Origin of the sequence: Marinoscillum sp. 108 (genome assembly GCF_902506655.1) — a bacterium.
Classification (GTDB): Bacteria; Bacteroidota; Bacteroidia; order Cytophagales; family Cyclobacteriaceae; genus Marinoscillum; species Marinoscillum luteum.
Genome location: NZ_LR734808.1, coordinates 97,694 through 111,097, shown reverse-complemented (window position 1 = coordinate 111,097; position 13,404 = coordinate 97,694). Strand labels below are relative to the sequence as shown.

10 protein-coding genes are annotated in these 13,404 nt (G+C 44.7%); 7 read left to right on the top strand and 3 right to left on the bottom strand.

The genetic code is table 11. The annotated features are described in order from the left end of the window. Positions 1-12: 12 nt before the first annotated feature. Together GV030_RS00365 and GV030_RS00360 are read left to right on the top strand one after the other, a co-directional pair. The gene (locus GV030_RS00365) at positions 13-1,845 is read left to right on the top strand and encodes a toxin-antitoxin system YwqK family antitoxin (protein ID WP_159578669.1); all 1,833 of its coding nucleotides are present in this window, start codon (positions 13-15) and stop codon (positions 1,843-1,845) included. Beyond that, positions 1,846-2,217 carry a CoA-binding protein gene (locus tag GV030_RS00360; protein ID WP_159578667.1) on the top strand — a complete coding sequence of 124 codons (372 nt, stop codon included), beginning with the start codon at positions 1,846-1,848 and terminating at the stop codon, positions 2,215-2,217. Here the strand turns inward: GV030_RS00360 and GV030_RS00355 are convergent, their stop codons facing one another. Then, a complete protein-coding gene (locus tag GV030_RS00355) occupies positions 2,218-3,600 on the bottom strand; it encodes a hypothetical protein (protein WP_159578665.1) in 1,383 nt (460 codons plus the stop codon). It lies immediately after the preceding gene. 100 nt (positions 3,601-3,700) lie between these two features. Between GV030_RS00355 and gyrB the strand changes: the two genes are divergently transcribed. Together gyrB and GV030_RS00345 are read left to right on the top strand one after the other, a co-directional pair. Then, positions 3,701-5,659 (top strand): DNA topoisomerase (ATP-hydrolyzing) subunit B, encoded by a 1,959-nt coding sequence (gene gyrB / locus GV030_RS00350; protein ID WP_159578663.1) that lies wholly within the window; start codon positions 3,701-3,703, stop codon positions 5,657-5,659. A gap of 211 nt (positions 5,660-5,870) precedes the next feature. After that, the gene (locus GV030_RS00345; protein ID WP_159578661.1) at positions 5,871-7,757 is read left to right on the top strand and encodes a M1 family metallopeptidase; all 1,887 of its coding nucleotides are present in this window, start codon (positions 5,871-5,873) and stop codon (positions 7,755-7,757) included. A gap of 51 nt (positions 7,758-7,808) precedes the next feature. Here the strand turns inward: GV030_RS00345 and GV030_RS00340 are convergent, their stop codons facing one another. Beyond that, positions 7,809-8,906: a DUF1573 domain-containing protein gene (locus tag GV030_RS00340; protein ID WP_159578659.1), complete on the bottom strand. Its 1,098-nt coding sequence runs from the start codon at positions 8,904-8,906 to the stop codon at positions 7,809-7,811. Between the two features lie 80 nt (positions 8,907-8,986). Here GV030_RS00340 and trpS point away from each other — a divergent pair, with 80 nt between their 5' ends. Further along, positions 8,987-9,955, top strand: coding sequence for a tryptophan--tRNA ligase (trpS, locus tag GV030_RS00335; RefSeq protein ID WP_159578657.1), 969 nt, complete (start codon positions 8,987-8,989; stop codon positions 9,953-9,955). On the opposite strand, the gene GV030_RS00330 is transcribed toward trpS, so the two are convergent. Beyond that, a complete protein-coding gene (locus GV030_RS00330) occupies positions 9,944-10,372 on the bottom strand; it encodes a hypothetical protein (protein WP_159578655.1) in 429 nt (142 codons plus the stop codon). The two genes, trpS and GV030_RS00330, sit on opposite strands and share 12 nt — an antisense overlap. A 143-nt stretch (positions 10,373-10,515) precedes the next feature. Here GV030_RS00330 and GV030_RS00325 point away from each other — a divergent pair, with 143 nt between their 5' ends. Next, complete coding sequence (locus GV030_RS00325) at positions 10,516-12,240, top strand: phospho-sugar mutase (protein ID WP_159578653.1); 1,725 nt, start codon at positions 10,516-10,518, stop codon at positions 12,238-12,240. Between the two features lie 108 nt (positions 12,241-12,348). Beyond that, positions 12,349-13,359, top strand: a complete 1,011-nt coding sequence (locus GV030_RS00320; protein ID WP_159578651.1) for a calcium/sodium antiporter — start codon at positions 12,349-12,351, stop codon at positions 13,357-13,359. Positions 13,360-13,404: the final 45 nt, after the last annotated feature.

The window sequence follows — 13,404 nt, the reverse complement described above, 5'->3', positions numbered from 1 at the left end:
TATCCTGATGTAATGAGATACCTCCCATGGATCATACTGTTCATAATTATCAGCCCCTTTTGCGCTCTGGGTCAGAAGACCTTCGAGAAAAAGACGTACTACGATGACCAAAAGACCAAATTAAAAGAGGTCATTACCCTGCTGAAAAAGGACAGCACCCTACATGGGTTTTATCACTCCATTTATGAAAACGGGTCGCTCGCAATCTTTGGACACTATAGTCATGGTGAGTCAGACAGCACCTGGATCTATTACTTCGAAAATGGACGGGAAAAGGCCAGAGGTCATTACCAGAAAAACCAACAAGTAGGCTTGTGGAAATATCACTATGAAAATGGTGAACCGAAGGCCGTTGGCTCCTACCAGAACAACATCAAACATGGCCAGTGGACCTACTACTTTGAAAACGGGGAAGAAAAAAGCACCGGCATCTACTACAACAATGACAAAGAGGGCATTTGGAATTACTTCTATGAGGATGGCTCACTGAAGGCTCAGGCCTTTTTTAACGGAGGAAAGGGAATCTACAAAGAATTTTACCCCAGCGGAAAACTAAAAACCGAGGGCCGCAATGAGTTTGATAAAAGTGAGGGCCTATGGACCTACTACTACGAGTCAGGTGAAGTGGAAGCGCGTGGAGAGTTTGTGAACGGACTCAGAAATGGTCTTTGGAAGTATTTTCACAAAAACGGTCAATTGGCTGCCGAAGGTGAGTTCTTGAAGGGTGAAAAATCCGGACCCTGGAAATATTATTTCCCCGATGGAAGCCTCAGTAGTGAGGGTGAAATGAACAGTAACCAAAAGGATGGTTTTTGGAAACTCTACTATCAAACAGGCGAAATCAAAGGAGAAGGCCGCTACGACCAGGGAACCGGAGAATATATTGAGTACTATGCCAGTGGTAAGCAAAAGGCTCGGGGAGCCATGCAGGAAGGCCGACGGGAAGGCCGATGGGTTTACTTCAGCGAAGAGGGACTGGAGGATGGCGCTGCAGTCTTCGAACAAGGCGAAGGGGCCTATACCGGCTATTACCCGGATGGTTCTCTGAAGATGACCGGCACGATCAAGGACGACCGCAGGGTGGGCGAATGGACGCTTTACAATCCGGATGGATCAGTGGCTGGCATCTACCGACCCGTGTACGAAGAACAAAGTCCTATTTTCCGAACCTCCAACGTCAAAGAAAGCGAGGATGTGAAAAAAGCCAGCGACAAACCGGAGTACCGATATAAAAACAAGAAAATCAGGTACTTCAACCCTCGTATCAACGAATACACAGGTTTTATATTAGGCACCAACCCGCTGTGGACGCTGGCTGGTCAATTGCCCATCTCTATGGAATACTACATACAGGAGAGGCTGGGATATGAAGCACAAATCGTCGCTCACAAAAAACCATTTTACAAGGACTTCTCTGACCGATATAACAAAGTGAGTACACTGGGTCTGGATATCCATTTGAAGCAAAAATTTTATCACGAAGATACAGATTTGGGCATGTTTTACTTTGGCCACCAGCTCTCAGCAGGCTATTTACAACACTATGTAAGCACACTAGACAGCCTCTCCGGCCCACCCATCAAGAAGCGGTTCACCTCAGAGCAAATGAGATTCGCCTATGGGTTCTTCATTGGTGATCGATGGATGCAAAGAGCATCTGATTCCGGACTTACCTTCGACCTGAACCTGGGGGTAGCCCTGGGAAGTAGAATTTTCTCCAATCATGCAGAAGCGCCATTTCGTTTTCTCTTCGATGAACTAAATCAGGATAAATTCTATTTACCTATCATTATCACACTCAATATCGGCTATGCCGGCCCAAAACGCAGAAGCACCAGTTTTTAAATGGACAAAAAGAAAACAGTGATCATAGGCGCCACGCCCAATCCCACCAGATACGCCTTTTTGGCGGCTGAGAGACTCACCAATCACCAACATCCAGTTGTGCCCGTGGGCATCAAACGAGGTGAAGTATTTGGAAAGGAAATCCTGGACCTAAGGGAAAAACCCTCAGTGGATGGAGTGGACACAATCACCCTTTACCTCAACCCCACGCATCAGCGTGAATGGGAAGAGTATATTCTAAGCCTGCAGCCAAAGAGAATCATTTTTAACCCAGGCACAGAAAACGATCGACTCGCTGCGAAAGCCGCCGATCAGGGCATTGAAACGCTGAACGCCTGCACCCTGGTGATGCTGAGTGCCAGCACCTTCTGATCATTCGACTTCCTGAGCATATATTCTGGGCACACAGATCACTCCGGCTTCCATCATCCGCACGATCATGGGTGCCAGGTGAGCATTGGCCTGTCCATCAATGGCTATAGGATTCTCCTGAAAAGTAAATAACCTGAGGCTGGGCAAGGCTTCCACTTCATCTGGAATGGTGGTGATTTGGTTATTGGATACATCCAGATCATTCAGATCTTCCATTTCCAGGAACTGACTGGGAAAATCCACCAGGTAATTGTCATTCACCCGGGCAACGGTAAGCTTTTTCAAATCGCTGACCGACTCAGGAAGAACACTCAAGCGGTTGTGATGCACATACATTTCGGTAAGGTTAGACAGCTTGCCTATGCTTTCAGGAAGGGAATAAATTCTATTGTTCGCCAGAAATAATACCTCCAGATTTTTGAATGCTCCCAATTCTTCCGGAATCATCTCCAACTCATTGTAATATAGGTCTATCACCTTCAAGTCCAACTCATAGAAATCCTCTGGTAGTGATTGGAGCTTATTTTTATACAATGACAGTTTCTCTAGTTTGCGCATGCGGGAGATCCCGGGCGGAAGGCTGGAGAGCTCATTTTCCTGCAACTGCAGTTCCTTTAGCCCCTGCATGTTATAAAAGGCAGGATCAATAGCCGTCAGTCGGGAATTATTGGCTTTAAAAACTTCTAAAAAGCTCAATTTCTCATACTTGCCATCAGACAACATCAAGGCATGAGATTTATTAAAAGACACCTGGTTCAGGAAACTCACTTTACTCAACCTACCAATGGGCACTTCTCTGAAAAAATTCTGATCAAGTACCAACTCATTCATCCCCTCCAGTTTTCTGATCCCATTCGGCAATCGCTCGAGAAGGTTATTGCTCAGATCAAGCTTCTTGAGATTTGGAATCCTCTGTATCCGCACCCATAAAAATCGTTCGAGATGATTGGCTCGCCAGTACACCCGCTCAAGATGCTGGAGCTTTCCCAGCTCCTTCGGCAGCTTCCTGATGTCATTATGATCAATGATGAGCACCTTAAGCTTGGTTGCCTCAAAGACAAATTCAGGAATTCTATCCAAACCTGCGTAGCTCAGGTCAATCTCCACCAATGTATCAATCCGGGTATTCGCCTGATAAGCCAACAACTTTTCTTGCCCCTCAGTTTGATGAGCCCGTCTGATGGCTACATTGGCCGAATCCACAGCGGCCCTCGGATCCTCGGCATACATTCGCTCAAAGATTTTTCTTCCCTGCTCAGCCCGTTGCCATCGCTCCATCAGCACCCGCTCTACGCTATCAAGTTCCGGATCTCTACCACCCTCCTGTGCTGCCAAAGGACATGATATCAGCCATGTAAGGAGACAAAACAAAATCAATCTCATAACTAAATATTTAGTTGATAAAACTAATACAGCAAAAGTCCAAATCCAAGGGGTCGGAGAAGCATATTTTATATATTTTTGGGGTTTGAAAAATTGAAATATGGAACAAAGAAAGTCATTGGCCAAAGGAGATTATTCAGCTAATAATATTCAGGTACTTGAGGGATTAGAAGCCGTAAGGAAAAGGCCAGCTATGTACATTGGAGATGTGGGCATCAGAGGCTTGCATCATTTGGTATGGGAGGTAGTTGATAACTCTATTGACGAAGCCCTGGCAGGATATTGTGATGACATCCATGTAGAAATTAATAAAGACAATTCCATAACCGTATCCGATAACGGACGAGGTATTCCTACAGATATACACGAAAAAGAACAAAGATCTGCCCTGGAGGTAGTAATGACCGTCCTACACGCAGGAGGTAAATTTGACAAAGACACTTATAAGGTTTCAGGCGGTCTGCACGGTGTGGGGGTTTCCTGTGTGAATGCACTCTCCACTCACCTGAAAGCCACCGTTCACAGAAACGGTATCATCTATCAGCAGGAGTACGAAAAAGGGATTCCAATGTACCCGGTGAAAGAAGTGGGCAAAACGGATATCAATGGGACCATTATCACCTTCATGCCGGACAGTAGCATCTTTACACATAGTGAATACAAATACGACACGGTAGCTTCCCGTTTGCGTGAGCTCTCATTCCTAAACTCAGGGATCAAACTCAACCTGGTAGACCATAGGGACCAGGACGAGAATGGAGCAGACCTCACCGACGAGTTCTTCTCTACAGGAGGACTAAAAGAATTCGTTCTGTACCTGGACAGCACAAGAGAGCGACTCATCCCTGAGCCTATCCACCTCAACAATGAAAAAGGTGAAATCCCGGTAGAAGTAGCACTGAACTACAACACTTCCTATACAGAAAATGTAGTCAGCTATGTCAATAATATTAATACCATCGAAGGTGGTACACACGTAGCTGGCTTTCGTCGGGCACTTACCAGAACCCTTAAGTCTTACGCTGATAAGTCAGGCCTTTTGGAAAAAGCCAAAGTAGAAATCACGGGGGATGATTTCCGTGAAGGCCTTACCGCCGTTATTTCCATCAAAGTGGCTGAGCCACAGTTTGAAGGACAAACTAAAACCAAGCTCGGAAACTCGGACGCCATGGGTGCTGTGGACACCAGCCTGAGTGAAGCATTGCAGGAGTACTTAGAAGAACATCCCAAAGAAGCAAAGCAAATCATCTCCAAGGTGATACTGGCTGCACAAGCCCGGCAGGCCGCCAGAAAAGCCCGTGAAATGGTACAGCGTAAAAATGTGCTGTCTGGCACAGGCCTGCCCGGAAAACTCGCTGACTGCTCCGATAAAGACCCTGCAGTATGTGAAATCTACCTGGTGGAGGGTGACTCTGCCGGTGGATCTGCCAAGCAAGGGAGAAACCGAAAGTTTCAGGCCATTCTTCCGCTTAGAGGAAAAATCCTCAATGTAGAGAAAGCGCAGGAGCACAAAATCTACGATAACGACGAAATCAAGAACATCATCACCGCTTTAGGTGTCAGATTTGGTATGGAGGATGACGCGCGAGCGCTCAACATGGAGAAATTGCGCTACCACAAAATCATCATCATGACGGATGCTGATATCGACGGTAGCCATATCAGAACCCTGATCCTTACTTTCTTTTTCAGATACATGCGTTCGCTGATAGAAAACGGATACCTCTACATTGCATTACCACCTCTTTATCTGATCAAAAAAGGTAAGCAAGAGCGATATGCCTGGACGGAAGATGATAGATTATCCATTATCAGAGAACTGGCCCCTGAAGGTAAAGAAGACTCTGTGAACGTACAGAGATATAAAGGTCTGGGAGAGATGAATCCTGAGCAACTATGGACAACGACAATGGATCCTGAATCACGAAGCCTAAAGCTCGTAACGATTGATTCTGCAGCTGAGGCAGATCACTTGTTCTCAATGCTCATGGGTGATGAGGTAGCCCCTAGAAGAGACTTCATCGAGAAAAACGCAAAATATGCTAAAGTAGATGTCTAAAACCTCTGCGATCTGAAACTCTCAACGACTACCTGGAAGATTGCTTGTATAAACTTCCATATCATCACAAAAGAGAAGAGGATCGCTGAGCCCAGGGCCAGAACAATTAGCATTACCAATTCGAAAACCTTATCCATTATTTTTTTAGTTGCTTATTAAAATAATATAAAAAACTCCAGACGATTACATTATTCGTAGAAAAGTTTTCCACATGAAATATAATTTTGTGAAGATCACAACATTCCTATCTTTTATTTTCCTTTTTTGCAAAATTTCAAGCGCTCAGGGCTATTGGCAGCAGCGAGTCAATTACGAAATTTCTATCGATTTCAACTCAAAGTCGCATCAGTACACGGGGGAGCAAACCTTAAAATATTACAATAACTCCCCAGATACCCTTTTCAACGTTTACTACCACCTGTACTTCAATGCCTTTCAGCCGAATAGCATGATGGACGTGAGGAGTAGAACCATCTCAGACCCGGATCCTAGAGTAGGTTCCCGCATTGCTCAACTGAGCGATGATGAAATAGGATACCTCAAAGTGATCTCTCTGGATCAATCTGGTACTGAACTCGCTTACCATGTATCTGAAACAGTACTCGAAGTGAATTTGAGTAAACCCATCCTACCAGGTGCTTCTGAAGTTTTCAACATGAAGTTTGAAGGACAGGTTCCCTTGCAAATCAGAAGAGCAGGTAGAGATAGTTTTGATGGCGTGGATTATTCCATGTCACAGTGGTTTCCCAAAATGGCCGAGTATGACAAGATGGGTTGGCACACCCATCCTTATGTAGGCCGTGAGTTCTATGCCCCTTGGGGAGATTATGAGGTCAATATCACCATGGACAAAGATTATGTGATCGCTGCTACAGGCATCCTCCAAAACCCTAATGAAATAGGCTACGGATATGAAGATACCGGGGTGAAAGTGAATAGAAAAGGTCAGAAAATCACCTGGCGCTTCAAAGCTGAAAATGTGCATGATTTTGTATGGGCGGCAGACAAGGATTACATTCAGACAACTGCTCAGGTGCCCGACGGGCCTCTGCTTCGTTTCTTTTACATCCCGAGCGAGGACACCAAGTATTGGGAAGAGCTTCCAGCCTATACCATTAAGACCTTCGAATACATGCAAAAGCGATTTGGAAAATATGGCTGGAGCGAATATGCGGTGATCCAGGGCGGAGATGGAGGCATGGAATACCCCATGGCCACGCTCATCGCCAATAGAAAAAACTCAAAGCTTCGCTCACTCAACTCCCTCATAGGGGTGATGATGCATGAAGTTGCTCATAGCTGGTATCAGGGCATGCTGGCTACCAACGAAAGTTACCTCCCATGGATGGATGAAGGATTTACCACGTTTGCGGATGAATACACAGAAAACTTTGTCTTAAATAAAGGCAGCAAGCAACCATTAGACTATTCGTACAAGAAGTATTTCAGATGGGTTGAGTTTGGTTATGAGGAGCCCATGTCCACCCACTCAGATCACTACAGCAGAAATAGTGCTTATTCTATAGGAACCTACACCAAGGGGGCCATTTCACTTGAGCAATTGGGGTACATTATAGGTGATGCCAATAGGGATGCCGGTCTGCTCCGATATCACCACGAATGGGCCTTCAAACATCCTGATATGAATGATTTTATTCGGGTAATGGAAAAACAAAGTGGTCTTTCCCTGCATTGGTATTACGATTACTGGATAGGCACCACCGAAACCATCGATTATGCCATCTCCTCTGTGTCCGAAGTAAAGAACGGGGTAAAAGTAGATCTGGAAAGGTTGGATAAAATGCCTATGCCCATTGACCTCACCATCACCAAAAAAGATGGAACTGAACTGGAGTACTACATCCCTCTGGGAATCATGCGTGGCGAAAAGCCTAAAGAAACTGCTAACGAAAGATTGGTAGGTGAAGATTGGGCTTGGACACATCCAACCTATTCTTTTAGTCTGGACATCCCCTATTCAGACATTGAAAAAATAGAAATTGACCCTTCGGGCAGAATGGCCGATGTAGATAAAACCAACAATGTAGTTATCCTAAGAAGAGTTCCTGAGAACACTCCTAAAAACATTAGCGAATAGAAATCAAGCAAAGTCTATTGGGAAGAGAAAGGCTCTCTTCCCAATAGACTTCTAATTCACATCAGCTTTGATACTGATCATCTGAGAAGGCGCCGACGGGTCATTGGAAAACACGGTGACCGTTTTATACTGTCGGCCCTGACGACCAGAGGTATCAAACCTCACCTCGAAGCTCACCGTCTCGCCGGGAGCGATGGTCTGTTTTTTCAACCGGGCAACAGTACATCCACAATTGGGCTTCACACTCCTGATCTCAAGATCTTCCATCCCATTGTTGGTTATCTTAAAATCGGTGATTGCCGTCACACCTTTATTCACACTCCCAAAATCATGCTGCGTCTTATCAAAGGAGAGCTTTGGAGCTTTTTTCATTTCTTCCTCGGTCCTGGGCGGAAAGTATTCTGAGATGGTGGCTATCACGTGAAGTTCTTTGACCTCATCTTCAGCTTCATCAGTATACAACCGAATATTATCTGACACGAAACCCAGATCAGCTTTTTTTACAGGATCAAAAGTGAGCCTGATCTCGCCCAGAGTCTTTGGCTCCAGCACCACCGGGTCAAACACCACCTGCACATGCCCGGGCAATGAGCTTTTGTCCTCAAGCCAGCGCACAGCACTGTCTCCTTCATTGTATACTTTGAAAGATTCTGTTACCACTTTTTCAGTAGTCACCCGTCCTATATTCAGGGCTTTATATTTCAGCCTGATCTGCCCCAGCAAAAGCGGCAATTCATCTTCCATAGTTGATGCTCTGGGCGAAACCATCCCTTCTATATATAAAGTAGCCGATGCTGAACCCGACCGCCCCGCTGAGTAGCTTACATTCAGCGACTTCTCAAATTTACCCGGTCGGTTCAAAGGGTCATACTCCGCCACCACAAAGCCGGTATCTCCTGGCATCAGAGCAGAGTCTGTCCAGTCCGGTGTAGTACAGCCGCACGATGCTTCCACATTCTTAATCTCCAAAGGATCAGCACCGGTATTCACAAAGAGAAACGCATACTTCACAGCCCCGCCCTCTTCGTGGATTTCACCAAAATCGTGTTTTTCTTTCAAAAACCGAATGTTTTGTCCTGCTAAAGCGGTTATTGTGAAATACGCACACAAGACCAACATCACTCCTACCCTCAATTTTCTATTCATCATCTAATTACCTGTTTTGCTATTTCCTTGTTTTAAAACCACACAAAGATTCAAATTATTTAGGTTTGCACAAAAAATCCGAAATGGCCAGAATATTAACAGGAATTCAGAGTTCAGGGAAACCACATTTGGGAAACCTATTGGGTGCAATAATACCAGCTATTGAGTTATCCAAGGACAATAAAAACGAGTCCTTTTTCTTTATCGCTGACCTCCACTCCCTGACTACCATTAAGGATGCCGAAACCCGGCGTGAAAATGTGAATGCCGTGGCAGCAGCCTGGATCGCATGCGGGTTTGATACGGAAAAGAACCTCTTTTACAGACAGTCGAGAGTGCCGGCAGTATGCGAGCTGGCCTGGTATCTCAACTGCTTTACACCTTTCCCGATGTTGGCCAACGCCCACTCCTTCAAGGACAAATCGGACCGACTGGCTGATGTCAATGCCGGGCTTTTCACCTACCCTGTGCTGATGGCCGCTGATATACTCCTGTATGACGCCAACATCGTACCTGTGGGCAAAGACCAAAAGCAACACCTGGAGATGGCCCGTGACATGGCCTCATCGTTCAATCACTCCTATGGTGACACTTTCGTACTTCCTGAGGCAAGAATAGACGATAACCTCATGACCATCCCTGGCACCGACGGTCAAAAAATGAGTAAATCGTACGGTAATATCCTTGACATCTTCTTGCCTGACAAGAAGCTCAGAAAGAGTGTGATGTCCATCATCACCGACAGCACTCCAATGGAAGAGCCTAAAAATCCTGATACCTGCAATGTCTTTGCGATCTACAAAACCATTGCTGATGAATCACAAATTAAGGAGATGCGTGCCAACTATGAAGGGGGAAACTATGGTTATGGACATGCCAAACAGGCACTTTTTGAACTGATCGTAGACAAATTTAAAGAGCCCAGGGAGCGTTTTGATTACTACCTCAACAACCTCCCCGAGCTGGAAGAACGTTTACAATCAGGAGAGAAACGTGCCGCGGAAATCGCACAATCTGTCCTGAGTCGTGTGAAAGTAAAATTAGGCTTCTAAAGGTTGTCTGGCCACCCAGACAGTCTCTTTGAAATCCGCATTCAGACCCTGAAGCACCAATCGCGTAGGGCCAGGTACCAATACTAGCTTGGCTTTGATCCCCGGGAAATCATCGGCTTCTACCTCTATGCCTTCTTCGGGATCAACATCATACACTTCATTCCCATTTTTTGGTTCATAGTGCGAAGCCAGATAAGATATCGGTTTCAAAACCTCATTATCCGGACAGTACTCATCATGCACATTGAAGAGCGCCTCTTCAATGTAGGCACCAAAGGTCATTTGAAAATCTTCCTCCAGTCTCCTTACCTCATCCTGAAGCTCCTGATAGGTGCTCCCTTCCTTTGCAAATTGAAAAAGTTGATTCTTCTTTTCAGCAATTTCAACAAATGCTTGATTAAGATTTTTTATATTCATACCCTCTATTATTTTACAGAAAATATTGAGATTGATTAAAGTGCAAATTTTAATACATTTTTAATTAATACAATACTTTATTGTAATTATTATATTTCTAAAAACTTTTCAAATACCAATATTATCAAATTGATAATTTAAACATGGAAGTAACAGCAAAGGCTCAAAAGTGGCTTGCAAGCCAAAAAGTAGATCAGGACACCAAAACCATCATTGAGAAGATGTTGGCAGATGCTGACCAAACTGAATTGACTGAGTGTTTTTATAAAGACCTTGAATTTGGCACCGGAGGGCTTAGAGGCCTGATGGGCACCGGATCCAACAGAATGAACAAATACACGGTGGGAATGGCCACCCAGGGACTTGCCAATTACCTCAATCAAACTTTTGCCGGAGAAGAAATCAGTGTGGCTATCGCCCATGATAGCCGAAATAACAGTCGCTTTTTTGCCGAAACCACGGCAGCTGTTTTCTCGGCCAATGGGATCAAAGTTTATCTCTTTGAAGCGCTTCGCCCAACTCCGGAACTCTCCTTTGCCATCAGACATCTGGGCTGTAAAAGTGGGGTGGTACTCACCGCCTCTCACAACCCTAAAGAATACAATGGATACAAAGCCTACTGGGACGACGGTGCCCAGATGGTACCCCCGCATGATGTGAATGTGATCACTGAAGTAGGTAAAATTTCCTCTATTGATGATGTGAATTTTGATGCCAACGCCTCACTCATACAGTCGATCGGCAATGAAGTGGATGAGCCCTACCTGGACATGATTCAGTCTCTTTCACTTTCACCTGAAGCCATTGCCCAGGAGAAGGACCTGAAGATTGTGTTTAGCGCGATCCATGGCACAGGCACCACCATGGTTCCCCCTATTTTGAAAAGGATGGGTTTTGAAAATGTAACGGAGGTGAAGGAACAAGCCATGGCTGATGGCAACTTTCCTACGGTGATCTACCCTAATCCTGAGGAAGCTGAGGCCCTGAGTCTGGCACTCAAAAAGGCCGAGGAAATAGATGCTGACCTGGTCATGGCTACAGACCCTGATGCCGACCGGGTGGGAATAGCAGTGAAGAATGACAAGAACGAATTTCAGCTACTCAACGGAAATCAGACCGGGTCTTTGCTGCTTTATTACTTACTGAGAAAGTGGAAAGAAAATGGCAAACTGAATGGCAAACAGTATGTCGTGAAGACCATTGTGACTACAGACCTTATAGAAAAAATCGCGGAAAAGTACAATGTAAAGCTCTATAACACCCTTACTGGCTTTAAATACATCGCCGAGGTGATCAGAGAACTGGAAGGAAAAGAGGAATTCATTGGTGGCGGAGAGGAAAGTTACGGTTACCTGATCGGAGATGCCGTGAGAGACAAAGATGCCATAGCCTCCTGTGCCATGATTGCGGAAATGGCAGCATGGGCCAAATCTGAAGGCACTTCATTGTACGAACTCCTTAAGAACATCCATAACGAGTTCGGACTTTATCAGGAGTCGTTGAAATCCATCACCAAAAAAGGAAAAACCGGAGCTGAAGAAATCAACGAGATGATGGTCAAATTCCGCCAGAATCCACCATCCATGCTCGCTCAATCGAAAGTGATGACTATGATCGACTACAAAGCAGGAACCTCAAAAGACCTGACCACCGGAAAAGAGGAAAAAATCAAGTTCCCGGCTTCCAATGTCTTGCAGTTCATTACGGCAGACGGTAGCAAAATATCCGTTCGCCCATCAGGTACAGAACCAAAAATCAAATTTTACTTCTCAGTAAACGAGCAAATTTCAGCTCCTGATAAGTATTACGAAACTATTGGTCTTTTGGATAAAAAGACCCAAATTGTAGTAAAAGACCTTGGTTTATAACTTTTTAGAGGTTGTTGCTTTAATCTTTTGATCTAGTTATCTTGCAAGGAATTTTGAAACGGATTCTATAAATATTTATATTCGTCTTAAACTAACCTAAAAACCGCCTTGACTGTATTTATCAATATTCTATTAGTAGCAGTGGGATTTGTTCTCCTAATCAAAGGAGCAGATTTTTTGGTGAATGGAGCTTCGTCCCTGGCTAAGAGATTCAATGTTTCAGATATTGCCATCGGCCTAACCGTGGTTGCCATGGGCACCTCAGCCCCAGAGTTGGTAGTCAATATCATATCCGGAACAGTAACAACGGATGAAGGCACGAATGACATAGTCTTTGGCAATATCATTGGATCCAATATCTTCAATGTCTTTTTGATATTAGGGATATCCAGTATCATATACCCTCTTACGGTACAACGAAATGCCCTTTGGAAGGAAATTCCCTACTCCCTTCTGGCTACTTTTATATTTTTCATTCTGGTCAATGATGTGCTCTTTTTTGGCGCTGAAAAAAACACACTGAACGTACTTGACGCCAGCATCCTCCTGGTCATGTTTATTCTGTTTCTGGTGTATATCTTCATGAACCTGACCAGAAATCCTGATGAGGGTGAGTTGGTAGAGGATATCGTCATTTTCGGAAGCGTAAAAACCACCATGATGATCTCTTTGGGGATTGCAGGATTGATCTTCGGAGGAAAGATGATCGTGGACAATGCAGTTGAAATTGCGAAAACTTTCAACGTAAGTGAAAAACTCATCGGATTGACCATACTGGCAGCTGGTACGTCTCTGCCAGAGTTAGCGACCTCAGCGGTTGCAGCTTTTCAAAAGAAATCCGATCTGGCGGTCGGGAACATTGTTGGTTCCAACATTTTCAACCTGCTGCTGGTGATCGGTGCCACGGGCCTTATTCACTCACCTCTTGGTTACCCTCCTTCACTTAACATGGATTTATACTTCTGTATGATCGGTACACTGATGCTTTTCATCTTCATGTTCACATTCGCTAAGTATAAGCTGGATCGCTCAGAGGGTGTGCTGTATCTGCTTGGTTTTATCGTGTACATGTATGTGCTTTTCGAAAGAGAAGGAATGGGATTTGGCATTTTCTTCTAATTTTCAGCAGGCTTTTTAGTGACAATTAATTAAATCGCACTCTTG